This window comes from Hymenobacter lucidus, assembly GCF_020447265.1.
Taxonomy (GTDB): Bacteria; Bacteroidota; Bacteroidia; order Cytophagales; family Hymenobacteraceae; genus Hymenobacter; species Hymenobacter lucidus.
Window position 1 is genome coordinate 806,506 of the sequence record NZ_JAJADR010000001.1, and the last position, 25,972, is coordinate 832,477.

20 protein-coding genes are annotated in these 25,972 nt (G+C 59.4%); 14 read left to right on the forward strand and 6 right to left on the reverse strand.

Annotation, left to right across the window (positions count from 1 at the left end; translation table 11 throughout):
* Positions 1 to 66: 66 nt before the first annotated feature.
* The 3 genes from LGH74_RS03345 to LGH74_RS03355 all read right to left on the reverse strand — a co-directional run bounded on the left by LGH74_RS03345 (position 67) and on the right by LGH74_RS03355 (position 3,229).
* Positions 67 to 375 carry a cupin domain-containing protein gene (locus LGH74_RS03345; RefSeq protein WP_226171922.1) on the reverse strand — a complete coding sequence of 103 codons (309 nt, stop codon included), beginning with the start codon at positions 373 to 375 and terminating at the stop codon, positions 67 to 69.
* Between the two features lie 213 nt (positions 376 to 588).
* The gene (locus tag LGH74_RS03350) at positions 589 to 1,641 is read right to left on the reverse strand and encodes a response regulator (RefSeq protein ID WP_226171924.1); all 1,053 of its coding nucleotides are present in this window, start codon (positions 1,639 to 1,641) and stop codon (positions 589 to 591) included.
* On the reverse strand, positions 1,619 to 3,229 hold the full coding sequence (locus LGH74_RS03355) for a sensor histidine kinase (RefSeq protein WP_226171927.1): 1,611 nt from the start codon (positions 3,227 to 3,229) through the stop codon (positions 1,619 to 1,621). The genes LGH74_RS03350 and LGH74_RS03355 overlap by 23 nt, the downstream gene beginning before the upstream one ends.
* Positions 3,230 to 3,385: 156 nt before the next feature.
* Between LGH74_RS03355 and LGH74_RS03360 the strand changes: the two genes are divergently transcribed.
* The 5 genes from LGH74_RS03360 to LGH74_RS03380 all read left to right on the forward strand — a co-directional run bounded on the left by LGH74_RS03360 (position 3,386) and on the right by LGH74_RS03380 (position 9,233).
* On the forward strand, positions 3,386 to 3,697 hold the full coding sequence (locus LGH74_RS03360) for a thioredoxin (RefSeq protein WP_226171929.1): 312 nt from the start codon (positions 3,386 to 3,388) through the stop codon (positions 3,695 to 3,697).
* Positions 3,698 to 3,864: 167 nt separating this feature from the next.
* The gene (locus LGH74_RS03365; protein WP_226171931.1) at positions 3,865 to 4,572 is read left to right on the forward strand and encodes a TetR/AcrR family transcriptional regulator; all 708 of its coding nucleotides are present in this window, start codon (positions 3,865 to 3,867) and stop codon (positions 4,570 to 4,572) included.
* Between the two features lie 36 nt (positions 4,573 to 4,608).
* Positions 4,609 to 6,342 carry a peptidase domain-containing ABC transporter gene (locus LGH74_RS03370; RefSeq protein WP_226171933.1) on the forward strand — a complete coding sequence of 578 codons (1,734 nt, stop codon included), beginning with the start codon at positions 4,609 to 4,611 and terminating at the stop codon, positions 6,340 to 6,342.
* Positions 6,343 to 6,396: 54 nt separating this feature from the next.
* The gene (locus LGH74_RS03375; RefSeq protein WP_226171935.1) at positions 6,397 to 7,791 is read left to right on the forward strand and encodes an HlyD family secretion protein; all 1,395 of its coding nucleotides are present in this window, start codon (positions 6,397 to 6,399) and stop codon (positions 7,789 to 7,791) included.
* On the forward strand, positions 7,788 to 9,233 hold the full coding sequence (locus LGH74_RS03380) for a TolC family protein (RefSeq protein WP_226171944.1): 1,446 nt from the start codon (positions 7,788 to 7,790) through the stop codon (positions 9,231 to 9,233). The genes LGH74_RS03375 and LGH74_RS03380 overlap by 4 nt, the downstream gene beginning before the upstream one ends.
* Before the next feature lie 82 nt (positions 9,234 to 9,315).
* On the opposite strand, the gene LGH74_RS03385 is transcribed toward LGH74_RS03380, so the two are convergent.
* Positions 9,316 to 10,197, reverse strand: a complete 882-nt coding sequence (locus tag LGH74_RS03385; protein ID WP_226171947.1) for a universal stress protein — start codon at positions 10,195 to 10,197, stop codon at positions 9,316 to 9,318.
* Between the two features lie 254 nt (positions 10,198 to 10,451).
* Complete coding sequence (locus tag LGH74_RS03390) at positions 10,452 to 11,990, reverse strand: L,D-transpeptidase family protein (protein WP_226171962.1); 1,539 nt, start codon at positions 11,988 to 11,990, stop codon at positions 10,452 to 10,454.
* Between the two features lie 199 nt (positions 11,991 to 12,189).
* Between LGH74_RS03390 and LGH74_RS03395 the strand changes: the two genes are divergently transcribed.
* The 5 genes from LGH74_RS03395 (at position 12,190) to LGH74_RS03415 (ending at position 17,778) form a co-directional block, all read left to right on the forward strand.
* The gene (locus LGH74_RS03395; protein WP_226171965.1) at positions 12,190 to 13,011 is read left to right on the forward strand and encodes a universal stress protein; all 822 of its coding nucleotides are present in this window, start codon (positions 12,190 to 12,192) and stop codon (positions 13,009 to 13,011) included.
* Positions 13,012 to 13,592: 581 nt separating this feature from the next.
* Positions 13,593 to 14,963 carry a site-specific integrase gene (locus tag LGH74_RS03400; RefSeq protein WP_226171968.1) on the forward strand — a complete coding sequence of 457 codons (1,371 nt, stop codon included), beginning with the start codon at positions 13,593 to 13,595 and terminating at the stop codon, positions 14,961 to 14,963.
* Positions 14,960 to 15,379, forward strand: coding sequence for a helix-turn-helix domain-containing protein (locus tag LGH74_RS03405; protein ID WP_226171971.1), 420 nt, complete (start codon positions 14,960 to 14,962; stop codon positions 15,377 to 15,379). Before LGH74_RS03400 ends, LGH74_RS03405 begins: the two co-directional genes overlap by 4 nt.
* Positions 15,380 to 16,609 carry an AAA family ATPase gene (locus tag LGH74_RS03410; protein ID WP_226171974.1) on the forward strand — a complete coding sequence of 410 codons (1,230 nt, stop codon included), beginning with the start codon at positions 15,380 to 15,382 and terminating at the stop codon, positions 16,607 to 16,609.
* Positions 16,610 to 16,737: 128 nt separating this feature from the next.
* Positions 16,738 to 17,778 carry a DUF6371 domain-containing protein gene (locus LGH74_RS03415; RefSeq protein ID WP_226173736.1) on the forward strand — a complete coding sequence of 347 codons (1,041 nt, stop codon included), beginning with the start codon at positions 16,738 to 16,740 and terminating at the stop codon, positions 17,776 to 17,778.
* Between the two features lie 14 nt (positions 17,779 to 17,792).
* Here the strand turns inward: LGH74_RS03415 and LGH74_RS03420 are convergent, their stop codons facing one another.
* Positions 17,793 to 18,134: a hypothetical protein gene (locus LGH74_RS03420; RefSeq protein WP_226171977.1), complete on the reverse strand. Its 342-nt coding sequence runs from the start codon at positions 18,132 to 18,134 to the stop codon at positions 17,793 to 17,795.
* Positions 18,135 to 18,721: 587 nt separating this feature from the next.
* Between LGH74_RS03420 and LGH74_RS03425 the strand changes: the two genes are divergently transcribed.
* The 4 genes from LGH74_RS03425 (at position 18,722) to LGH74_RS03440 (ending at position 25,957) form a co-directional block, all read left to right on the forward strand.
* Complete coding sequence (locus LGH74_RS03425) at positions 18,722 to 18,958, forward strand: helix-turn-helix domain-containing protein (RefSeq protein WP_226171980.1); 237 nt, start codon at positions 18,722 to 18,724, stop codon at positions 18,956 to 18,958.
* Positions 18,959 to 19,452: 494 nt separating this feature from the next.
* Positions 19,453 to 21,660, forward strand: coding sequence for a type I restriction-modification system subunit M (locus LGH74_RS03430; protein ID WP_226171982.1), 2,208 nt, complete (start codon positions 19,453 to 19,455; stop codon positions 21,658 to 21,660).
* Entirely contained in the window at positions 21,657 to 22,889 is a 1,233-nt protein-coding gene (locus LGH74_RS03435; RefSeq protein ID WP_226171984.1) for a restriction endonuclease subunit S, read from the forward strand. The genes LGH74_RS03430 and LGH74_RS03435 overlap by 4 nt, the downstream gene beginning before the upstream one ends.
* Positions 22,886 to 25,957, forward strand: a complete 3,072-nt coding sequence (locus LGH74_RS03440) for a type I restriction endonuclease subunit R (protein WP_226171985.1) — start codon at positions 22,886 to 22,888, stop codon at positions 25,955 to 25,957. Before LGH74_RS03435 ends, LGH74_RS03440 begins: the two co-directional genes overlap by 4 nt.
* Positions 25,958 to 25,972 lie beyond the last annotated feature (15 nt).

Here is a 25,972-nt window from a genome sequence, read left to right on the forward strand (position 1 = left end):
GCTAAAAGCATCCGCCCGCCTTCGACCAGTTCGAGGGCGGGCGGATGTACTTTGGGGCAACCCGGCTTACCGGTAAATCAGAATTCGGGCCTCTTCCAGGCAGCTCAGCGCGTGGGGCGCCCCGGCGGGAATAATGACGTAGTCGCCGGCCGTGACTTCGGTGGGCTGGTCTTCCTGGGTGATGATGAGGCGGCCGGCCAGCACGGTCACGAACACGTCGACGGGCGCGTGGTGGGTGGGCATTACCTCGCCGGCGCTAAAGGTTTTGTAAATAACTTTCTGGCCGCTTTTATCGAGCAGTACCAGGGCTTTCTGCTCGCCGGCGGGCGTGTGGGTGCCGCCCAGCAGGCTGCCGCTTTTCAGGGGTGGATACATAGGAAATGGGTAAAAGGTAAGGACGGACCCGGGGCCCGGTTTGTATTCCTAAAGCACGACCATTTGCCCCAGCCTACCCATGACGAAAATCACCGCCGCCGCTGAGTAATGGCAGGCTTTGCCGAGAATAAGGCCCCGCATCGGCCGCCGGCCGCCACAAAAAAGCCGTCGGGTCCCGACGGCTTTTTTTGAGCTCTTTTAAGAATAGCGGCTTTACCAATGCGCCCGGCGCAGCTTATCGGGCTGCAATACCCGGATGTTCTTGGGCGTGAGCTCAATCAGACCGTCGTTTTTAAACTCGCTCAGGGTCCGGATCAGCGACTCGGGCGCGGTGCCGACCAGGGCGGCCATATCGTCGCGGGAGAGGTAGATGGCCGCGTCGGGGGCGGTGGCGGCCTGCTCGTGCATGCGCAGCAGCGTATCGGCCACGCGGCGCCGAATGGAGTTGTAGGCCATGCCCAGCAGCTGCTCTTCGCGCTCCGTCACGCGGCCCGCCAGCAGCCGGATAAACTGCTGGCCCACTTCGGGCGTGCGCAACAGCTGGGCGAAGTCGGCCTGTGGAATGTAGACCAGCTCGGAGTCGTCGAGGGTTACGGCCGAGTCGCTGTGGGGCGCCTGCTCCAGCAGCGGCAGGTAGCCGAAAAACTCGCCGGGGCCGTAGAGGCCCGTTATCAGCTCCTTGCCGCCGGCCGTGGCCTTCACCGTTTTCACCCGCCCGCTCTTCACGAAATACATCCGCGTGGGCTCGTCGCCTTCCAGGTAGATATCGTGCTTTTTGCGGATGCTGTGCACTTTGCGGTCGGCCGAAAGGCTTTGCAGATTGCCCACGGCGCGGGCGTCGTCCAGAAACTCGTTTAGCCCGCCCGGGGCTTGCAGGTCGTAGTCGGGCTTGAGGTGCTGAAACCGATTCAGGCGGCCGGTAATGGCGCTCAGCAGCTCGGCTTCGTCGAAGGGCTTGGTCAGGTAGTCGTCGGCGCCCAGCTCCATGCCCCGGCGCTGGTCGGTGCGCTCGGTTTTGGCCGTCAGGAAGATGAAGGGCACCCCCGAGAGCTGCGGGTTCTGGTTGAAGATCTGCAGCACGCCGTAGCCGTCGAGCACGGGCATCATGATGTCGCACACCACCAGGTCGGGCTTGGTAGCCAGGGCCTTTTCCACGCCGATTTTACCGTTTTCGGCCGTCTGCACCGCATAGCCGGCCAGCTCGAGAATTTCGGCGGTGTTTTCCCGGATCAGCTCGTTGTCCTCAATCAGCAGGATGGTTTTCATAGGGAATGGTAAGGGTGACGGTGGTGCCCACGTTCAGGTCGCTTTGCAGGGCAATGGTGCCGCCCATCAGGTCGAGGTAGCGGGCCACAATATACAGGCCCAGGCCGGTGCCGGGCAGGTTGGCGGCGTTGCGGGCCCGGAAAAACCGCTCGAACAAATGCTCCTGGTCTTCCCGCGAAATGCCCATGCCCTGGTCTTGCACGCGCAGTGTAAGCAGGCCCGGCTGGCACTCGGCCTGCACCGTCACCACCGAGTTTTCGCCCGAGTACTTGATGGCGTTGGAAAGCAGGTTGACCAAGATTTTGCGCAGCAGGGAAGGGTCGAGGCGCACGGGGCCGGGGCAGGCGGCGTGCTGCTCGATGCGCTGCCCGGCCTTGCGCAGGCCTTGTACATCCACGATGGTTTCCTGCAGCAGAGCGGCCAGGTCCAGGTTGGTGGGCCGGGCCTCAATCTTGCCTTCCTCGATGCGGCCCACCGACAGAAACTCCTCCAGAATATCGGTCAGGTGCTTCACCGAGCTCCGAATTCGCTCCAGGTGGCGCTGCCGCTTATCCTGCTGCTCGGTGGCGGGGTACTTCTCAATCAGGCTGGCCGAGGTCAGAATACCGGTGAGCGGCGTGCGAAACTCGTGCGAGGCCATGCTCACGAAGCGCGACTTAAGCTCCCCCAGCTCCTGCTCGGCGGCCAGGGCCTGGGTCAGCTCCTGGCCGCGCTTTTCCAGCTGGGCCAGCGTGGTCATCAGCGCATGGGTCCGCTCCGATACTTTCTGCTCCAGCTCCGTATTCAGGCGGGCTACCCGCTGGTGCTGGGCGATCAGCTCCCGCTCGGCGTCGCGCTTGAGGGTAATATCGATGATGTAGGCCACCACGTAGAGCTCCTCTTCCAGGTGAAAATAGCTCAGGCTGATTTCCACCGGAAACACCGTCCCGTCGCGGCGGCGGGCCTGCAGGTCGCGGTTGGCCCCCATGGCCCGCACCTGGGGGTGGGCGTTGAATGATTCGCGCAAATGAGTGTGGCGCGACCGGACGGCATCGGGTACCAGAGCCTCGATGCGCTGCCCGGCCAGGGTGCCGGCCGGGTAGCCAAACAGCTGCTGGGCAAGGTCGTTGGCCAGGATAATCTCGCCCTGCCGGTCGCACATGATAATGCCTACCGTGGCATGGGCCACCACCGCCTCGAAGCGGCCCACACTCTGGGCCAGGCTGCGCTCGGCATCGTGCAGGCGGTCGGTGTTGGCCAGGCGCACCAGCAGGTAGGGTCGCCCGTCGAGTACGCAGCGGGTCAGGTCGATGTGGGCCCAGAAAGTGGTGCCGGATTGCTGCCGAATTTCGGCGTCTAACTCATAGAAGCCCTCACGCAGCACTTCTTCCTGAATCCGGTTCCATTCGTCGGGCGGCAGCGTGTACTGAAACAGGGTACGGGTTGGGGCTGCGTACAGCTCCTGGGCCGAGGCGTAGCCCAGCAGCCGGTAGCCGGCCGCATTAACGCGCGTGTACCAGCCCTGCTCCACATCATAGAGGCCCACAAAGTTGCGGGGCTCTTCGAAGAGGATGTCGGTCAGCGAATGAGTGGGTAGTTCGGTAAGCATTATGAAGAGCGTAAAAGCCTCATGTATTTCGATGAGCCCGGGCCAACGGCCTAGATTGATAACTGTCAGGCCCCGGGCTGATGTTCGTCATACCAGCTGCCGGCCGGGTAGCCTAGTTTTAGGGTACTGATTTTGTCCCTTTTTCTGAAGCTTTCCATGCAAGTTCCTAAAGCCCAAAGCCCGCCAGTGGCAACGGTGTTGCTGCTGCTGGTGGCCCCGCTGAAAAACCGCTGCGCCGCCGCAGCCGTTGATCTGGTGGCCCTACAAACCCGGCTGGGCCCCAAGATACAGGTGCTGCTGGTCGATGAAGCAACCCATCCGGCTATTGTGCGCAGCTTCGCCCCGGTGCGCCTGCCCTCCAGCGTGCTGCTGCATCAGGGCACCGAGCTTTGGCGGCAAAACGGGCTGCCCAACGCCACGAAAATGCCGGCTGCCCTGCTGGCGAAGATAGAGCATATTGCTTCATAAGTACTGCCGCCACGCGTCTTTTAAGGAGTTGAAAATACCAACCCGGTTAAGCAACAGGAGACAATGACATATTTACTATTTTATTTAATAGTATTACTATCATTTTAAAAAGTGTTTCTATATTTGCCCCGTCAGGCAAGGCTGCTTATTCGTGCCTGACACTTCGTATGATATTTCCTTCTAGTACCACCTCGCTCCGTATTGAGCTCAGCGACAAGCTGTTTTTGCGCGACCCGCAGGCTACCGACCTGGGCCGGCGGCTGGTGGGTGAGAGCATCGGGCTCATCGACCAGATTGGCTTCGAGCACTTCACCTTCAAAAAGCTGGCTCAGCGCATGGAGTCTACGGAGGCCTCACTCTACCGCTACTTTGAGAACAAGCACCGGCTGCTAGTGTATCTGGTGAGCTGGCACTGGGCCGCATTACGCTACCAGATTCGGTTTCACACCCACAATGTGGCCGATGCCCCCGAGCGGCTGCGCTTGGTGCTGCGCATTCTCACCCAGGCCCACCACGACGACCCCACTACTACCCAGCTCGATGAGGCCGCGCTCTACCGCATCGTAGTGAGTGAGGCCTCCAAAGCCTACCTGACCAAGGAAGTAGACTCCGATAATCAGGCCGGTCTGTTTCGGGAGTACAAGCAGCTGGCCGCCGATATCGTGCTTATCGTGCAGGAAATAAACCCGCAGTATGCTTACCCACACGCGCTGGTAAGCACCCTACTGGAGGCGGCCCGCAAGCAGCTGTTCTTTGCCCAGCACCTGCCTTCCCTCACCGATGCGCCTGCCGCCACCGCCATTGAGCAGGCGCTGTATGCCTTTCTGGAAAACCTGGCTTTTGCCGCGCTGATGGCGGGCTCCGCCGCGCGGTAAGCCACTCCGCCGCGTTTCTTTTATCCTTTCAAGCTTATGGCTGATTCTTCCGCCCCTTCTTCGCTCACCCCGGTAAAGCGCCTGCTGCGCCTGCTTGCCGCCGAGCGTCACGACATTGGCTACCTGTACGTATACGCCGCCCTGACGGGCCTGATCAGCTTGACCCTGCCGCTGGGTGTGCAGTCGGTTATCGGCTTTGTGAGCAGCGGCGCGGTAAGTACCTCACTAGTGGTGCTCATCAGCTTTATTGTGGCGGGCACGCTGCTCGTGGGTGCGTTGCAGGTGATGCAGGTACACATCGTGGAAATCATCCAGCAGCGTCTGTTTGCCCGCGTGGCCCTCGACTTTGCCGTGCGGCTGCCGCGGGTGCGTACCGAACTGCTCAACGGGCAATACCTGCCCGAGCTGATGAACCGCCTGCTCGATGCGCCCACGCTACAAAAGGGCTTGGCTACGCTGCTGCTGGAGTTTTCGGCTGCCGCCCTGCAAATTCTCTTCGGCCTGCTGCTGCTCTCCCTCTACCACCCCATCTTCATTGCCTTTGGCTTGCTACTAGTGTTGCTGCTGGCGCTCATGATTCGGGTGACGGGCCCCAAAGGCTTGAGCACCAGTATCACCGAGTCGCAGTACAAGTATCGGGTGGTAGCCTGGCTGGAAGACGTGGCCCGCACTGTGCACACCTTCCGCCACCCGCCCCGCCAAGACCTGGCCCTGAACCGGACCGACGACCTGGTAGATGGCTACTTGGTGGCCCGGCAAAGCCACTTCCGGGTGCTTCTCACGCAGTATTGGGGCTTTGTAGCCTTCAAAACCCTGATAACGGCTGCCCTGCTCATTATCGGCTGCTGGCTTCTGCTGAGCAAGCAGATTAACATCGGGCAGTTTGTGGCCGCCGAAATTGTTATCATTCTTACCATCAATGCCGTGGAAAAGGTGCTGCTCAAGCTCGACGTGGTGTATGATGCTCTTACCTCGCTCGACAAAATCGGCCACGTGCTCGACCTGCCTGTGGGCGGTGGGGCTACGGCCGGCTTCCAGCTGGCCCCCGCCAGCCAGGGGCTGCGCGTGGAGCTGCGCCACCTCGGCTACACTTACCCTGGGGCTCAGCGCCCGGCCGTACTCGACCTTTCGCTTAACCTGAATGCCGGCGACCATATCGGCCTGACGGGCTTCGACGGTTCGGGCAAAACCACCTTGCTGCGGGTGCTGGCCGGCCTGCTCGAAGGCCATACGGGCCTGGTGGCCTACGATGGGCTGGCCCTGCAAGACCTGGCTCCCGAGTCGCTGGGGCAGGTGGTGGGCGACAATATTGCCCATCAGAACTTGTTTGAGGGCACGTTGCTGCAAAATCTGGTGCTGGAGCAAACTCACCTGAGCGCCGAGGACTTGACCTGGGTGCTGGAGCTGGTAGGGCTGCGCGAAGACGTGTATGGGCGGCCCCAGGGCCTAAATACCCCGCTCGGAATCGGGACGCCGCTGCCCGACAGCACCCGGCAGAAGTTGCTGCTGGCCCGGGCTCTGGTACGCCGCCCGCGCCTGCTGCTGCTCGATGGGTTTCTGCCTGGCGTGGAGCCTGCCGAACGCCACCGCATCCTGAGCCGCCTGCTGGCACCCGCCCAGCCCTGGACGGTGGTGCTGTCGAGCAGCGACCCGCGCGTGCTGGCCCTGTGCCCGCGCCTGGTGGTGCTGCGCGATGGGCAACTGGTGGCCGATGGACCGTATTTGCAGGTAGTGGAGCGCCCCGAGTTGCGCCGGCTGCTGGCCGAGTAAGCCGGCTGATTTTGTGCTTTTGATTGGACCGTACTGACTTTACGCTGCTGCGCAATGCCTTTTGCTGAACATCCCTTATCTGAAACCCACCCGCTAACGGGCCGTTTTCGCTCCTACCAGCGTGTGCATAAGCTCAAAGTAGGGCGCACTCTGGCCCGCTGGGCTGCCGGACTCGGCCTGCTGGTACTGGTCGCTGGCTTTCTGCCCTGGACGCAGAACATCCGCTCGACCGGGACGCTCACTACCCTGCGCCCCCAAGACCGGCCTCAAACGGTGCCCAGCACCCTGGCCGGCCGCATTGCCAAGTGGCACGTGCGCGAGGGCCAGCGCGTGCGGCAGGGCGACACGCTGGTGGAAATTGTAGAAATCAAGGAGAAGTACTTCGACCCGCAGTTGGTGGAGCGCACCGGCGAGCAGCTTCAGGCCAAGCGTGGGGCCCTGGCCGAGAATCAGGCGAAAAACCAGGCCCTGCAGCAGCAGCAGCAGGCGTTGCGCAGTGCCCTGAGCGTGAGTCTGGACAAGGCCCGCAACAAAGTAACCCAGACCCGCCTGAAGGTTAACTCCGACGAGGCCGAACTGCGCGCCGCGCGCAACGACTTTGCCATTGCCGAGCAGCAGCAGCAGCGCCAGCAGGCGTTGTATGACCAGGGGCTCAAGTCATTGACGGAGCTGGAGCAGCGCCGCCTCAAGTTCCAAGAGTCCCGAGCCAAGCTGCAGGCCGTGGAAAACAAGCTGGCCGCCAGCCGGCAGGAGTTGGTAAACAGCCAGCTGGAGTTGTCGTCTTTGCAGGCCGAGTACCAGGATAAGCTGGCCAAGTCCGAATCGGACCGTCGCTCGGTGACGGCCTACCAGTTCGACACCGAAGGACAGATTGCCAAGATGCGCAACGAGCTGGCCAACCTGCAGATTCGGGCGGGTTTTTACCAGATTACTGCGCCCCAGGATGGCTACGTGGTGCGGGCGCTGAAGGAGGGGCTGGGCGAAATCGTGAAGGAAGGCGAGCCTATCGTTACCATCATGCCCAACGCCCCGGCCCTGGCCGCCGAGCTTTACGTGAAGCCCATGGACATGCCCCTGCTGGCCGTGGGACGCAAGGTGCGGCTGCAGTTCGACGGCTGGCCCGCGCTGGTGTTCAGTGGCTGGCCCGGCACCAGCTTTGGCACCTTCGCCGGCACCGTTGCCGTTATCGACAACATCGACAGCCAGGGCCAGTACCGCATTCTGGTGACGCCCGACCCGGCCCAAGAACCCTGGCCGAAGCTCTTGCGCGTGGGCAGCGGCGTGTACGGCTGGGCTTTGCTCGACGATGTGCCGATTTGGTACGAGCTCTGGCGCCAGCTCAACGGCTTCCCGGCCGACTTCGTGGGGCAGCCCGCCACTGCCGATAAAGGCAAGAAAGCGGACAAAGCTGCCAAAGCCGACAGCGGGGAGGAGGACGCAAGCAAATGAAGCTAGCTGCCAAAATTCTGCTCCTGCTGGCCCTAACGGTAGGGCCAGCCGCCGCGCAGGTGCTGCCTCCGGCCGATACAAGTCAGCTCTTTACCCTGGCCGACCTGCTCACCTACGTGACGCTGCGCCACCCCGTGGCCCGGCAGGCGGCGCTGCTGCCCGAAAAAGCGCTGCAGGAAGTGCGCCTGGCCCGTGGTGCTTTCGACCCGGCCGCTACCAGCAAGTACTACGGCAAAACCCTGGGTGGCAAAGAGTATTTCCACGACTGGGACAGTCAGCTGCGGGTACCGCTCTGGTTTGGCGCCGACGTAAAAGCCGGGTACGAGCGGGGCGTGGGCACGTACGTTAACCCCGAAAACTACACGTCCCCGGCTGGTCTCAGCTACTTGGGTATATCGGTACCGCTCACGCAGGGCCTGCTGATAGACGAGCGGCGGGCTGCCGTGCGCCAAGCCCAGGCCCTGCGCGGCTTAGCTGAGGCCGAGCGGCGTAGCGCCCTGAACAAGCTAGTGCTGCAGGCCACCAAAGACTACTGGGACTGGACCCTGCACTTCCAGCGCCAGCAGTTGCTGCGCCGCAACGTGGAACTGGCCGACGTGCGCCTGCGGGCCATTCGCCAGCGGGTGCGCCTGGGCGACCTGGCCGCCATCGACTCGGTGGAGGCCCTAACCGAGCTGCAAAACCGCCAGGCTACTTTAGTGCAAGCGCAAGTGCAGTGGCAGAATGCTACCCTGCAGCTCAGCAACTACCTCTGGGATGAGCAGCAGCAACCCCGCGAGTTGCCTGCTACGGTGCAGCCCCAGCCCCTGCCCGGCCCCACCGCCTGGCTGGCCCTGTCCACCGACTCGCTCACTTCATTACTAAACCAAGCCGCTCAGCATCCGGAGCTGTTGAAAAGCCAGGCCAAGCGCAGCCAGCTGGGCATCGAGCGTCGCCTGTTACGCAACAAGATGCTGCCCAAGCTCACCCTCGACTACAACGTGCTGCAGGCCGGGGCACCCTTTCAGGCCGAAGGTACTCCCAGCCTGCGTGGGGCCTATCTGGAAAACAACTACAAGCTGGGCGCCAGCTTTGCCTATCCGCTGCTGCTACGGCAGGAGCGTAGCAAGCTGCAGTTGAACAGCCTGAAGCTGCGTGAAATTGAGCTGGATTTGCAGCAGGACACCCGCGCCATTCAGACGGGGGTGCGCACGGTGGCGGCCGAGTGGCAGGCCTTGCGCGAGCAGCTGCGGCTGCAGGAACAGGTGGTGCAAAATGCCGAACGCCTGCGCCAGGGCGAGCAAGCCCGCTTCGAAAATGGAGAAAGCTCGGTGTTTCTGCTCAATGCCCGCGAGGCACTGGTGGTTACGGCCCAGCTAAAGCTGGCCGAGCTACAAGCCAAATATGCCCAAACCAAGGCCCAGTTGCGCTGGTCGGCTGGCAGCATGCCACTAGCCGACTAGCCCTAATCCGGCGGCCGATATTGCCATTGCCAGCCGGTAGTGGGCGGCACCGGGCTGCTGCGCAATTCTTTACGAGCTTGTATTAGCGGGCAGCGGCCGTTTTGTGGCTGGCCTGGCCGGCCGGGGCACCTTCAACGGCTGTGGGCAGCACCAGCACGGGTACCGGGCTGTTGGCCAGCAGCCGGGCCGTAACGCTGCGGTGAAACAGCTCACCCAGGTAGCTCCGCTGCCGGGCTACCATGAGTACCATATCGGCGCGGGTATCCTGCACGGCTGCCAGCAGGCCCGCGTCGGGGTGGCCATGCGTGTAGCCACGCAGCTCGGGCGTCGTCAGCCCATCTACCAGCCCACTGACCTGCACCGCGTGCAGAGCCGCCCCGCAGCCGGCATCGTCCACCACATTGTCCGACACGTGGGCTACTGCCAGGTGAGTGCCAAGAGTAGCCAATAGCTGGCGCAACGGGCGGGAGTTTGGCCCCAGCGTAAACGGCTCCCGGTCGGCGGCAAGTAGAAAACGACGGGGCGGCTCCTGCGCGGGCGCGGTGCGCGGCACCACCAGCACGGGATAGTGCAACGTGCGCAGCAAATCGGCACAGTCGGCTTCGACGCTGGTAGAAGCCGCCGCACCGGGCTCGGGCTGGCCCAGCACGAACAGTACTGGGTGGTGGCGCCGGGCCAGGTCATCGGCCACGACAGGTAGCAGGTCGGTAGTAACTTCCACAGTGGCGGGCGTAGTCAGCGCCTCGGCCTGCCGGTAGAGGGCCGCGGCCGTATCGGTTTGGCGCCGGAGCTCGTCCTGGCGAAATTCCTCGCCCAGCATTTCGTAGGGGTCAACCATGGCAGCGCGGTTCACATGCAGCAACACCAGCTTGGCTTGCAGCGCCTGGGCCAGCGTGTCGGCGTATTGGACGGCGTGCCGGGCTCCTTCGTAAAACCCGGCAAATGCAATGATAGTCAGAGGCATGGCAATGGCAGGATAAGTGGCGGAATGGCGGTGCCAGAGCACATTAGCCCTGAGTACCGGTAGCCCGACCCGCTACATGGGTGCCGCGCAAATACATGCTAGTCAGGGCCAGAGCGGCAATGAGCAGGGCCGAAAACAGGAAAGTGGGCGTTATCATGGTGTAGGTTAATTAAGGGCCTGGCGGCCGGTGGCAAATGATATACTTACCTCAAATAACAATAGTTAAGTTAGTCAACGCGCTGACTAACATTGGCTTAATGGCTGACTTTTGTCATGCTAATTGGCTGGCTGGCGCTGGTCGGGCTTAACACTGGCGCAAACAGGGCCCGCCGGATAGCCTCGTCGCGGTGGTAGATGTCGGGCAGAAAGCGCAGCTGGCCATTTTCGGCTATGCAGGTAGCGTAGCGCACGTGCAGGGGCATGGGTTGGCGCAGCAGCACGTTTTGGGGGCGTGGCTGGCGGGCACATTCCTCCTCACTGGGCAGGGGCACAACCTGGCCCTCGCGGCGCAGCAAATAGGCGGCCAGCTGCATGGGTTGTTGCAGCCGGATGCAGCCGTGGCTCAAGGCCCGGGCGTCGAGGTCGAAAAGCTGGCGCATAGGTGTGTCATGCAAATACACGGCGTAGGGGTTGGCGAAGCGGAAAACGATATTGCCCAGCGCATTTTCACAGCCGCCTGCCTGCCGGATGCTGTAGGCGAAGCTTTTCGCCGTGACTTTGTGCCACGCAATGGCGGTGGGGTCTAGCTGCTGGCCCCGGTAGTTGTAGAGGGCCAGACCGTTGCGCTCCAGGTAGCGGGCGTTGGCTTGCAGGCGGGGCAGCATTTCTATGGTAGCAATGGAGCGGGGCACGTGCCAGTCGGGGGCCAGCGTGAAGTGACTGATGCGGCTGCTAAGCGTGGGCGTGGGCGTTTCGGGCTTACCCACCACCACCCGGTACGTACGCACCTCCCGGCTATTCTTGATGAGGTGCAGCTCGTAGGCCGGAATGTTGATTAGCACGTACTCCGAATCGGGCGGCAGGGCGTGCCAGCGCCAGCGCTCCAGGTTCAGGGCCGCCTGCTCGTACTGTACCCGGTGGGCGTGGGCCGAAGCTGGGGCAACGGGGCGGGCTAACCACCGGGCCAGGGCCTGCTGCAGCTGTTGGTACTCAAGGTGCGCCGGCTGCCCGGCCAGCATGGCAGTGGGCACCGTGTGGGTGGTCAGCGCGGTGCGTAGCTCCACTGCTGGCTGCCGAAGGTGGCCCGCCGCTATTTCGCCCGCCGATACAGTGTACGGCCGCAGGCGGCCCCGGCTCACGTCATTCATAAAACGCAGCACTGCGTCGCTCAGGTACACTTCCAGTCCGGCCTGCTGCCGGGCGTGCGGCTGCGGTGTGGTCGGCTGGTGCAGCGAGTCGCGCAGGGCCTGCAGCCGCAGCCAGTGGTAATCGGTGGGGCGCAGGCCATAGTCGGCCGCCCGTGCCAGCAGGGCCAGGGCCGCTTGGGCATTGATAGAGATGCTGTCGGCCGGCACGGTCCAGGCAGGCTGGTAGGTAGTGCCATAGAAGTTCCGCACCTGCGGGCCGGCCTGCAACCCCAGCTGCCGGTCCCTTTCCTGCAAGGTGCCAGCGGCCGTATCAAGCAGTGCCTGAATCAGCGGGGCCACGTCCATGGGTAAGGCCTGCGGGCTGAACAGCGTCGGCAGGGCCTTCGCCACTTCCGTTGCTGCGGTGGTAGCCCTCGGAGTGCAGCGTGGCACGGCCAGTAGCAGGGGCAGGCACCAGAAAAGCCGGAAAAAGGCGGATAATGCCACAGCGAAACGAGAGGTATAGCAGGAAGAAGAGAATGGAGCGTCACCATAGTTTCTATATAGTGCGCCGGCTCAGCAAGATTACCGGCGAAACGATGCGGGAGGTATGACAAAAGTCAGGTGCAAAGCCAACCTTTAGCATGGCTCAGCCGCTGCGGGGCCCGGTTATTTGCTTGCAGGTTTCCTCCTTATCTACTGCGTCATGGCTGCTGCACTGCTCATCCTAACTGACTTTTTCCAGGCTGCCAACCGGGCCCTGAACTACGCCAGCAACCTGGCCGGGGCCATTGGGGGCCGTATGGTGCTATTGCACGTGCGCCGCGACTCAGTGCTGGACCCAGAAATGTTTACCGGGCAGCTTTCCTGCCGTAGCCAAGAAGCCGCCGATATAGCTCTGCATAGCGTAGCCGGTAATCTGGCGGTGCCCGTGGTGGCCGAAGTTGGCTATGGTCAGGTGGCGTATGCTGTAGCCGATGCTGTAAGCCGGCACCACCCGGCCCTGATTGTGCTGGGCCGCCCCGACTATTCATCCCTGCCCGACGAGTTGGTACATACCACCTCTTTGGATATTCTGCGCACTGCGCCCTACCCCATGTTGGTGGTGCCTCATACCCTGGCCTCTACTCAGCCGCCGCGCCGTTTGCTGCTGGCCGTCGACGGGGAGGCATTTTCACTGGGTGAGCATGCCGGCGCTGCCCGCCACCTACTCGCCGCCCTGGGAGCTGCACTGACCGTGCTGCACGTAGCCACCACGCCCTCGGAGACAGAAGTTGACCCAGCTGCGTGGTCGGTGCTACAAACCGGCTTGGCTGTAGATCTGCCAACGCAAGTACACACGCGCACGGTGGTGGACGAAAGCCCGGTAGAGGGAATCTTGCAGGCAGCCCGGCCCGAGGACTTCGACCTGGTGGTCCTTATTGCTCGGCCTCGCAGCTTCTTGGGGCAGCTTTTTCACCACAGCGTCACGGCTCAGGTGTTGCTACATAGCCCCATTCCGGTACTGGTGCTGCCGGCTACCGAATAAAGTTCGGCATTCTGCTTTTCTCGGTCCCCTATCTAAAGCCATCAGTCAATTTCGCCCCTCGCCATGAAAGCCACGGTAGCGCAAGCCTAGGGTCAGCAGTTACAATTAGAGCAGGTACCGGCGCCGGTTGTTACGCCCGGCCGCCTTCTGATATAGCCGCCTACGGCGTGTGCCATACTAATCGGCATGCCCCCAGCGGCGACTGGCCGGTGAAAGCCACCAGTCTGGGTTTCTTCACCCGCTGTGCTTTGACGAGGCTTAACATATATGTTCACGAAAAAGCCCGTGGCCATTCGGTCGAGGGCTTTTTCGTAAGCAGTGAGTTGTTTAAAGCCAAATCAGCCACTCGACATTTCCGTTGAGTGGCTGATTCACAATGAGCGAGAAACGAGGTTCGAACTCGCGACCCTCAGCTTGGGAAGCTGCGGACTGTATGTTGTTATTGTTTGTTAATGTTGCCTGTTGTTACTAAAAAGCGCCTTTTTGGCTTGTTGGCGTCTTGCGGTTTACTATCATTACCCCGCTTTCTACTACATTTGTGTAATTCGCTGTGTAATTAACTCTCAGGCGGATTACACAGGATGGGCAAAACAACTGAGCACAAAGAGGGCAAAGCTTTAGTGAAAGTGGTATACTACACTAGCAACACGTTGGCCGATGGGTCGCACCCTTTCTATGTACGCATTACCAAAAACCGGAAACGCAAGTACATAGCCACCGACCTAACCTTGCACCCGAAATACTGGAACCCGCTCAAAAAAGAAATTCGCAAAAGCTATCCTGAGCCAGGCCGCGACAAGCTACTGAAAAAGCTATCCGAATGGGAAGCGAAGTATAGTGGGGCCGCCGACATGCTGGCGGAGGCCGACGAACAACACGACGCGCCTGCCGTAGCCACTAAAGCCATTGAGGGTCGCAAGGCAGCGCGGCGGGTAAAGCTGTTGGCCTACTGCGACGAGTTGAGCGCGGGCTACCTCAAAACCGGGCAGGCTGGCAATGCCACCGTGTACCGCGACCTACGCAATCAATTGGCGAAATTCGTGGCCGCAGAAAATAACGCTCCTGCACCGCCTACAGGTAGGGGGCAGGCTGAAGCATGGGCCACCTGGCTTAGCCTTTATGATGTGCCCTTTGACCGGGTCAATGTAAATTTTTGCCACGAATGGGAGAAAACGCTACGAGCTACGGGCATCAAAGAAATAACATTATCGTTGCGATTCAGAACACTTAGGGCGGTGCTTAACCAAGCCATTGCGGCGGGGCTAATGAAGGCTACGGCTTATCCTTTCGCCCGTACTGTAGCTGAAAAGCACAAGCTGCAAGTCGGGAAGTTTGATGTAAGTACGGCAAAGAGGGCCGTTGGCCGCGACGATCTACGCCGCTTAGAGGCATTAGAACCAGCTAACGAGCGACAACGCCTGGCGAAAAACGTGTTTCTATTCTCCTTCTACGCTGGAGGAATCAATTTTGTGGACTTAGGCCTGCTGCGTTGGCGTAATCTGAGCGGCGAGGCAGCGGGTACGGGACGCCCAGAACGACTGAGTTATGTGCGTCAAAAAACGGGCGGCAAATTATCGGTGCGGCTAATGGCACCCGCCGCAGCTATTCTAGCAGCCTATCACCCCTATACCTACACCACGCCAGCCAACTACATTTTTCCTGTGCTTGACATGGACCGGCACATTACCCCCCACCAAATAAAGAATCGACTGCACAAGGTGCTGGGGCAAGTTAATAAGGACTTAAAGGAGCTAGGCCAGCTAGCCGGCATTGCTACGCCGCTTACTACCTACGTGGCCCGCCACACCTTTGCTACCACCCTCCGAATGAGCGGAACCGGAACAGCGGTAATTTCGCAGGCGATGGGCCACAAATCTGAGGCCGTGACGGCCGTTTACTTGGATTCCTTCGCGTCGGACCTTGTGGATAACGCCTTCGAGGGGCTGCTTTGAGAGATGAATTGAAAAAAAATGGTCGATTTCAGAATATCAAAGAAATGGCTGAAATCGACTTCTCACCTTTGTATCACTCTTACCAGTCACTACTAACCCCTTTTGGTGAGAGGCAGTTAATGCCAACAACTTTAATCACCGCGAGCGTCGGCTACGCTCAACTATTAGATGAGTTCCGCGCCATGATACGGCAAGAGCTCAGCCATCTGCAAGCTCTTTCTACTGCGCCAACGGCGGCAGTCGGAGGAATCGAACTGGCGATGGAAATCACTCGTCTCAGCCGCTCCCGCATCTACGCCTTGGTGCAGGAACGTGGCATCCCCCACGGTAAGCGGGGTAACAAGTTATACTTCGACCGCGCCAAATTATTGGCATGGGTAGAAGAGGGCGAACGGCAGGAAAAGCAGGTTAGATAAATGCTGGCTTCGCTGTTGACAACTAACGGTCAATATGATATTGCAGGGGAGAAAATCTCCTGCAATGTCAATGCCGCTGAAAGGCACGAGGTAACCAATCTGGTCCTCCTACCTTCATTGCTAGAACGCGCTGACGAACTTGCGAATTGGACCGCACCTTCTACTACACGGATTCGGACTGCCGCAGAACGCCTTACAGCAGCTGCTGACTTGCCGCCTTTAGTGCCTCTGTTTGGACCACTCTGGGAAACTCCTGGTATCGCTATTCTGGCCGGAGATACTGGGGTTGGCAAGAGCATTCTAGCTGTCCATATTGCTCATCTAGTTTCTTCTTCTACACCAGAATTGTTAGGATTGGCCAGCAGTTCGAATGAATCAGTGCTATACTATGACTTCGAACTGACTGACCGCCAATTCGCCAAACGATTCGATGGATTTCCTTTCTCCGCGCGATTCATCATTGGTGATACCGATCCTGTAGCTGAAGACGTGGGCACCTTCACCTTCGAGCATATCGCGGCCGACCTTGACCGCACTGGAGCCCGATTGGTAATACTCGATAATATCACCGCGCTAGCCTTGAAGACCACAGCTGACGCTGATGTAAGTATCGGTATCATGCGTGGCCTTAAACGCCTGCAAAACGAGCGAGGTGTTTCCACCTTGATTTTAGCTCACACGCCTAAGATCCCTCCAGGAGTTCCACTATCGCTCAACGACTTGGCTGGGAGTAAGCACCTGTCCAACTTCGCGGATAGTGTTTTCTTCATTAGTAAGTCGGCTCAGGGCCCGCACATCCGTTACCTCAAGCAGGTAAAAAATCGCACTAACGAGGAGATGGCAGGTGTACTAGTTTGCGAACTCGGCACAGAATCTGGGTACCTCGGTTTCACGCTCGTGGGGCCAGGTGAAGAAGCCGACCACCTAGGAACTCGTTCAGAGGAACGTGTTGGTAAAACTCGAAAGGAAGCCGTCGCGCCCCTGCAAACTATTCTTGGCCTCCTGCCAGACCTTCTTGTTACGGCACAGCCAGCAGGCCAGCTGGAAAAGGAACTTGCTCAGCTTTTGGATTGCAGTGACCGTACCATCCGCGACCGTCTCAAAGAAATATCGGCACCTGGCGCATGTTATACAGTCAACCAGGGTGGTATAGTGTGCAGCATCGAGCAGGAAGGCGTCGGGCGCGAGTCCCGATATCATCTGCGGCCGGTAGATAATGCTAACGCCTAGCTTCACCCTTGCCTCCTTGTGTCACGCTAGACGTTGGAAGCTGGAAGCTGGAAATGTCTCTACGAGTGAGTTTCCATCTTTCCAGCTTCCAACATGGGACAATTTTACTTCTACGCCTTTCTTTCTCCATGTACGGTCTTCCGACCCTCCCTTACTTTCTACAGCCTTACGCCGGGACCAAATCGCGCACGATTTGCCCCGCTTGTGGCATGCCACGCACATTCACGCGGTATCTTGATAGGACAACAGGTGAACTCTTGCCTGAAGTCTTCGGACGTTGTGACCGTGAGGTTAAATGCGGCTACCATTCAAGTCCCTACGCCCGAACAGTAGGGGGCAGTTTGAGCTATGCATCCGCTCTGATGCGGAGCAACAGGGGCTCATTACCTAGCCAACCTACCCTCTATCAGTCCGCTTCTCCCATTCCGATACTTTCTATTCCCGATGATGTATACCGTGGTAGCATCGGGCACTACGAGTGTAATGCGCTGGCCCGGCTGCTACGCGATAGGCTTGGGGAGACTGTAGCTGGTGAGCTGCTGGCTCGATTCTGCATAGGTACTTCAACTTACTGGCCAGGCGCCTGCGTTTTTTGGCTAATTGACCAGCAGGGGCGTGTACGAGGCGGTCAAGTTGTACTCTACGATGAAACCGGCCATACCATCAAGCACCCGCACCGTCATACTACATGGGTCCATACAGCCCTTATGCAAGCTCACCGTAAGCGTGGTCAAGCTATACCTCTTTGGCTTGATGAGTATGCCAAAAACGGCACTAAAAGCCCTTGCCTATTCGGGTTGCCCCAGCTAGATACTGAACTACCTGGAAAGCCCGTAGCTATCGTTGAGAGCGCCAAAACGGCCATGTTAGCTACCCCATTCTTTGCACAATATGTCTGGCTTGCGACCATGGGCCTAAGCTACTTAACCGCAGAACGGCTCGAACCTTTACGTGGCCGGCGCATCGTTTTATTCCCCGACGCTGGGGCATTCGAGCAATGGAATCTTAAGGCAAAAGAACTATGTCGCTTGGGTTTTGACATAACGGTGTTCGACGCACTGGAAAGGCTTGCTACAGCCGATGAACGCACTGCCGGCTTGGATTTAGCCGACGTAATACTGCGAGAATCGCGACAGAGTGAAAAGGTGGTAGATGCCTTGGTGCGATGAGCAATTCTTCCTTTTCAAACGTCTTCTACCATGTCGCCATCTTGGTATTCTTCTAACTCTTCTATTGTCTCAGCCTCTAGCTCATACACAAGTAGCAGTTCCTCCGAATCTGCCGTGGAAGATATCAGGCGTTTCGTGACTTGAAGAGCTTGATAATAAGGGCCTCGATTACCTCCTAATCCTAGGTGGTCTCCAACTACAGGCAGGCTGCCAGTTAGGCTAAAGAAGAGCTTGATCTGCTCATAGCAACTATTCCGTGTGTGTCGCCACTGTTCATATTCCTGCCGTAGATGGGCAGATGCTTCAGCCTGGTCGACTATTATGGTCCAGAAACGTTTTCTGATTGCGGTTTCCATACGGTGGCTCCAAGTAAAATAGATACTCAGGGTCTGCGTCAAAAGAAATGGGGTTTCACTCATTGCAATAGGAGTAAGACAAAAGAATTACTTGCTACATGGAGGATGGCGTTTCATATCGATACCGCTCAATACCTAAGTATATGGCGACCTCGGTATGGGATATCCCACCTGATAGATGCTGTGAGAAGTGGCGGTGGTCTACCTTTATTTCCAATGGCTCCACATATAGGGGGGCTCCTACACCAGGTAAACACCTACTGGCGCGGTAGATGTCGGCCACCATGTCCTGAGCTTGGTAACATCCCTGCTCCACCCTTCCTAACACTACACTTGCAGCCTCTTCCCAAAACTGCAATGGGTGACCAGTGTTGACCTGGCGTTGTTGCCATTGGTGTATGAAGTCATTAACCCGCGTCGACCATCGAATAACTAGAGAAAGGCTGGGAGTAACCAGCAATGATTTATCGTCACGAAACATAATGAAAGAGCAGCAAGGTGGGGCAGAGCCCAAAAATACATACTTAACCTGAAAATGCCTCAAATATGAGGCAAAATCCAGTGGGGTCATACCGGAGCTTTCCGGAATGAAACACACTGCCGGTATTCGGGCTTTTGGCCTCCATCTGCGGCGGCTTCGCCAAGCGCGTAAGCTTACCCAATATGCGCTGGCAGATTACGCTGATATTTCCCGGCCCACTGTACAGCGTATTGAAAAGGGAGAGACTGCTGCTTCGCTGGATGTGCTGCTTGCTTTAGCCCACGCCCTAGATATCCCTCTCCGAGAGTTGGTAGATGCTCCTGGCATTGATAAGCTCGCGTAAATGTCAATACTTTCCTCAGGAGCTAGGCTTAGGCAGTGAGTTCTGCACCTCCTAGGGGCTCATATATACAGGGTGGGGAGGGTAAAACGGATAGAAACGGAAATGCTAGACCCGGTACCCCTTGTTTGCACAAGACGACTTTAATTTGAATCTCGATACCCAAAGCATGGGCGGCTACTGTCAAGCAAGGCTGGAAAAACGAAGGTGGTTATTCTTCATAGGAATGCCCAAATAGCCCTCTATCAGCCAGAATTAGGCTTTGAGGTACTAATAGCAATACTGTTGCGGCCAAATCCTTAGTCTGGCTACACGAGCAAAATACCTTTGCTGCCTTATTGTTTCCATCTAACGGCGAGCTTATACATACAAGGGAGCTGTGTACAGGAATTATTAATCCATGCATATACATGGAATAGGTAATAGACCCAATCTGAGTTATAATAAAACTTAACAACAGTTGTAGCTTGCATCAAACTTTGGATTACATATAAATAATGGCCGCCACCTCCCATTCTACCCTTGTCAATTTCATCTTCGAGCTGGCTAACAAGCTGCGCGGTCCCTACAAGCCGGCGCAGTACCGGCGGGTCATGCTGCCCCTCATCGTGTTGCGCCGCCTCGACCTCGTGCTGGAGCCTACAAAGGCCGCCGTGCTGGCGAAGCACGAGGAGCTGAAAAGCCGCAAAATGTCGCTGGAGCTCCAGCACGGTGCTTTAGTGAAAGCCGCGGAACAGCCATTCTATAATACCAGCAAATATACGTTTCGCTCCCTGCTGGCTGACCCCGAGCACTTGGCGGCCAACCTGGTGGCCTACATCCGGGGGTTTTCGCCGGTGTTGCAGCAGATTTTTGAGCGTTTCGAGTTTGAAAAGGAAATTCCTAAGCTGGAGGAGACCAACCGGCTTTTCCTCATTCTTCAGGACTTTACGGCGAAAGAAGTCAACCTGCACCCGAGCGTGCTACCACCCTGGCAGATGGGCTACGTGTTTGAGGAACTGATTCGGCGCTTCAACGAGCAGGCCAATGAGGAAGCGGGCGACCATTTCACGCCCCGCGAGGTGATACGCCTGATGGCGGCCCTCACCTACACGCACGACGAGGACGTGACTTCTGGTAAGGCGGTGTCGCGCACGGTGTATGACCCTACGTGTGGCACGGGCGGAATGCTGTCGGTGTCGGAAGAGTACACCCGCGAAATCAATAAGAAAATCAACCTGGAGCTGTTCGGGCAGGACTACAACCCCGAGTCGTGGGCCATTTGCTGCGCCGATATGCTCATCAAGAACGAGCCAGTAAGCCACATTGCCTTCGGCGACGTACTCGGCGACGGCAAGAGCTTCGATGGCCACCCCGGCGAGCGGTTTCATTATATGCTGGCCAACCCACCCTTTGGGGTGAAGTGGGAGCCGCAGAAGAAAACCGTGGAGGACGAGTATGCCAAGCAGGGCTTCGGGGGACGCTTCGGGCCGGGGCTGCCGCGCATCAACGAAGGCTCACTACTGTTTTTGCTGCACATGCTGAGCAAGATGCACCCGGCCCCGGTGTTCGACAAAGCCGGCAAAAACGTGGGCGGCGACGGTTCCAAAATAGCCGTCGTCTTCAACGGCTCGCCGCTGTTTGCGGGAGAGCCGGGGCCGAACGAAAGCAACATCCGGCGCTGGGTGATTGAAAACGACTGGCTCGATGCCATCGTGGCCCTGCCCGACCAGCTGTTCTATAACACTGGCATCAATACCTACATCTGGCTGGTGAGCAACCGCAAGCCCGCCCACCGCCGGGGCCGGGTGCAGCTCATCAACGCGACGCGGCACTACGTGAAGATGAAAAAGAGCCAGGGCAACAAGCGCAACGAAATTGGTGACGGGCTGGAAGGCCGCCCCGACCACATTGCCGAAATCGTGCGCCTCTACGACGAGAATAAGGATGGCGGCACCAGCCGCGTGCCAGTCGATGGCAAGCCAAAGGAGCTGGTGTGCTCCAAAATATTCGACAACCGCGACTTCGGCTACCTGCGCCTGACCGTGGAGCGACCCCTGCGCCTGAACTTCCAGCCCAGTCCTGAGCGCCTAGCGCGGGTGCACGAGGCGAGCGAGTTCCGCAAGCTGGCCACTAGCAAGAAAAAGCACGGCTCGGAAGCCTGGAAGGAAGAAATAGCCGCCGGTGAGGCCGAGCAGGCCCGCATACTGGCGGCTCTGGATAAGCTGGATGCGAAGAAGCTGATGCACAACCGCGACACTTTCTCGGCCACCCTGAAAACGACCTGCAAAGGCGCGGGCGTGAAGCTGAGCGGCCCCATGCTCAAGGCCATCCTAACGGCCCTGGGCGAGCGGGATGCCACCGCCGACATTTGCCTGCTGCCCAACGGCCACCCCGAGCCCGATGCCGAGCTGCGCGACACCGAGCTGGTGCCGCTGCCGCCCACCGCGCCGCTGCCCCTGCCGCTGGCCTACACCAAAGACGCCGACAACGCCGACCTGCTGGCCCTGGTGCAGCCCCACCTGGACGCGCACTTTGCCCGCGAGGTGCTGCCCCACTGGCCCGATGCCTGGCCCGACTACACCAAAACCAAGCTGGGCTACGAAATCCCCGTGTCGCGCCACTTCTACACCTACGAGCCGCCCCGTGAACTAACGGATATCGAGGCCGACATCAAAGGGCTGGAAGGCGAAATCCTGGACATGCTGAAGGAGGTAACGGTATGAAGTGGCAAGAAACTAGACTCAAATTCATTACGCGGCTTTCTTATGGAGATGCCCTTGATAAGGATGAATCAGGCCGTGGTGAATATGCCGTATTCGGTTCGAATGGTAGCTACAATGAGTGTGAGCGTGCTAATACTCTTTCCCCAGTGATTATTGTTGGAAGAAAAGGGTCGTACGGTAAAATTAATTGGAGCGAAAAAGAGTGTTTCGCTTCCGATACCACATTCTTTATCGACGCTTCAACAACCGAGAATGACCTGCGTTGGCTATTTTATGGATTGCAAATACTAGGTCTTGATGAAGGCACAGCTGAAGCAGCAGTACCTGGTATAAACAGAGAAACAATTTATCAGAAGGCTCTCCCTCTTCCCCCGCTTGATGAGCAACGCGCCATTGCCGTCTTCTTGGATGAGCGCACGGCCCACCTCGACGGCCTCATCCGGCGCAAGGAAGACCTGCTGAAGCTGCTGGCCGAACAACGCGCCGCCCTCATCACCCGCGCCGTGACGCGGGGCCTGGATGCCGCTGCGCCCCTGCGCGACTCCGGGGTGCCCTGGCTGGGGCAGGTGCCGGCGCATTGGGAGGTGAAGCGGTTGAAGTTCGGCTTGGCGGCCATCAATCCTGTTGGCTCTAATCTTCCATTACCTGAAGATGCACCCGTTTCATTCGTGCCAATGACAGCGGTTGGAGAATACGGCGGGCTCGACCTAGATATGGAAAAGCCGCTTGATGAAATTGGCAGCGGATACACCTATTTTGCCGATAACGATGTGGTTGTGGCTAAAATCACACCTTGCTTTGAGAATGGTAAAGGTGCTTTAGCAATAGGATTAACGAACGGCGTAGCCTTTGGCACTACAGAACTTCACGTACTGCGCCCCAATGCAGAAATGGACAGTCAGTTTTTATTCCTGTTGACTATTTCTGAGCCATTCCGCAAACTTGGAGAGGGCGAGATGATAGGGGCTGGTGGTCAGAAGAGGGTCCCAGAAGAGTTTATTAAAAACTTAATGGCACCCTTTCCGCCAATTAATGAGCAACGCGAGATAGCAGCGGCTATCAATCAGATTAATGAGCGTAGCGATAAGATGACTGACATCACCAACCGCGAAATTGCCAAGCTCCGCGAGTACCGCGCCGCGCTGATAACGGCCGCCGTCACGGGCCGCATCGACGTGCGGGCAGTCGTGGAGCCCACCCCCGAACCTGCCCTCGCTGACGCACTATGAAGCACCGCGAAATCCACTTTGAGGCGGCGCTGGAAGCCGCGCTCTGCACCCCGGCCGGGGGCTACGTAGCGGGCACCACGCCCCTGGATGCCCGGCGCGGGCTGTTCGGGGCCGACGTGCTGGCCTTTTTGCAGGTCAGCCAGGCGCGGGCCTGGGAGCAGCTGGCGGCCATCCTGGGTGCCACGCTGCCGGATACGGTGCTCGACACCCTCACCCGCGAGCTGGCCGGCAAGGGGGCATTGCACGTGCTGCGCTACGGCTTCAAGTGCTTCGGCAAAACCCTGCGGCTGGCCTACTTCGCCCCCAACACCGGCCTCAACCCCGACACCGAAGCCCAGTACCGTCTCAACCAGCTGCGGGTGCATCGGCAGGTACACTACCACCCCGCCAAGGCGGCGCAGAGCATCGACGTGGTGCTGGCCCTCAACGGCCTGCCCGTGGCCACGCTGGAACTGAAAAACCCACTCACCCACCAAACCGCGCAGGACGCCATCCGGCAGTACCAGCACGAGCGCGACCCGCAGGCCCCACTGTTCAAGTTTAAGGAGCGGGCGCTGGTCCATTTCGCTGTCGACCCCGACGCCGCCTGGATGACCACCCGCCTACAAGGGGCCGACACTGTGTTTCTGCCCTTCAACCGGGGCCACCAAGGCGGTGCCGGCAACCCGCCCGTGCCAGCCGGCTACCGCACCCAGTACCTGTGGGAAGAAGTGCTGCAACGCGACTCGCTGCTCGACCTGCTGGCCCGCTTCCTGCACCTGCAAACCGACACCACCGTGGTACGCCTGCCCGACGGCAGCACCGTGCGCCAGGTGCGCGAAACCCTCATTTTTCCGCGCTACCACCAGCTCCAGGCCGTGCGCGGGCTGGTGGACGCGGCCCGCAGCCAAGGCGCGGGGCACAACTACCTCATCCAGCACTCGGCCGGCTCGGGCAAGAGCAACTCCATTGCCTGGTTGGCCCACCGCTTGGCCTCGCTGCACGATGCCGACGACCGCAAGGTGTTCGACACGGTGGTGGTGATAACCGACCGCCGCGTGCTCGACCAGCAGTTGCAGGACGCCATCTACCAGTTTGAGCACAAGCAGGGCGTGGTGCAGAAGATTGACGAAAACACACAGCAGCTCGCCAAAGCCCTGGCCGACGGCACGCCCATCGTCATCAGCACGCTCCAGAAGTTTCCCTACATCGCCCAGGCCCTCGACACGCTGGCCAAGCGCGGCGAGGGCGTGAGCCTGCACACCGCCGGCCGCCGCTTCGCGGTGATAGTAGACGAGGCCCACAGCAGCCAGAGCGGCGAGGCTGCCCAGGAGCTGCGCAAAATACTGAACCGCGACGGCATCGAAGCCACCCTGGCCGAGCAGCTGCTCGACCTCGACGAGGACGAGCTGAGCCCCGCCGCCCGCCAGGAGCTGATACGCGAGATGCTGAAGCGCCCGCGCCAGCCTAACCTGTCGTACTTCGCCTTCACGGCCACGCCCAAGTTCAAGACCCTGGCCGTGTTCAACGAACCCGACCCGGCCACCGGCCTCCCGCCGTTCCACCTGTATTCGATGCGGCAGGCCATTGAGGAAAAGTTTATCCTTGACGTGCTGGCCAACTACACCACCTACCGCGCCTACTACGGGCTGATTAAGTCCATTGAGCACGACCCGCTGGTGCCCAAGCGGCAGGCCGCCACAGCGCTGGCCCGCTTCCTGGCCCATCACCCCACCAACGTGGAGTCGAAGGTGGAAGTCATCGTGGAGCACTTCCGCGCCTACACCCGCCACAAGATTGGCGGCCGGGCCAAGGCGATGGTCGTGACGGGCTCGCGGCTGATGGCCGTGCGCTACAAGCTGGCTTTTGATAAGTATCTGCGCGAAAAAGGCTACGCCGACATCCGCACGCTGGTGGCCTTTTCGGGCCAGGTCATCGACCCCGACCTGCCCAACCAGACCTACACCGAAGTGGGCATGAACAAGGGCTTGGCCGAGCGGGAGCTGCCCGAGCGGTTTGCCTCCGACGACTTCCAGATTCTGCTGGTGGCCGACAAGTACCAGACCGGCTTCGACCAGCCCCTGCTGCACACCATGTACGTGGACAAGCGCCTGGCCGGCATCCAGGCCGTGCAGACGCTGAGCCGCCTCAACCGCATGGCCGCCGGCAAGAGCGACACCTTCGTGCTCGACTTCGTGAACGACCCCGAGGAAATTTACGCCGCCTTCAAGCCCTACTACGAGCGCACCAACGCCGCCGGCCAGCCCGACCCGCACCAGCTCTACGAGCTGCAACATCGCCTGGAGGAAGCCCGCGTGTGGGAGCCCGCCGAGGTCGATGCCTTCTGCGACGTGTGGTTCAGCAACCGCCTCAAGCCCCTGCCCACCGACCACCAGAAGATGTACGCGCTACTGGACCGAGCCGTAGACCGCTACGAAGCCCTGCCCGAACCGGAGCAGGATTTGTTCAAGGGCCGCCTCACTAGCTTCCGCAACCTCTACGCCTTCCTGTCGCAGATTATTCCCTACCAGGACTCGGGCCTCGAAAAGCTGCACACCTACGGCCGCTTCCTGCTCACGCGCCTGCCCGCCCACTCCGCCGACCAGCGTTACGCCGTCGAAGACGACGTGGCCCTGAAATACTACCGCCTCGAACAGCTCAGCCAGGGCTCCATCAGCCTGACCGCGGGCGAGCCCGCCCCGCTCTACGGCCCCACCGAAGTAGGCACCGGCCGCGCCCAGGACGCCACCGTGAACCTGTCGCAGCTCATCGATAACCTCAACGCCCGCTTCGGCACTGAGTTTCTGCCCGCCGACCAGCTCTTCTTCGACCAGATTGTGGAAACCGCCATCCTCAACGCCCAGCTCCAGGAAGTAGCCCAGGCCAACAGCCAGCAAAATTTCGAGTACGTATTCCGCAAGATGTTCGAGGGCTTCTTCGTGGAGCGCCTGGAAGGCAACGAGGACATCTTCTCCCGCGTCTTCAGCGATGCCGAGATGCGCCGCGCCGCCGAACAGTATTTATCGGGCGAGGTGTACCGGCGGATACTGGGGAAGGTAGATGGTGCTACTAAACAAACGCTGGCCTAATGTCTTAAGATTTTC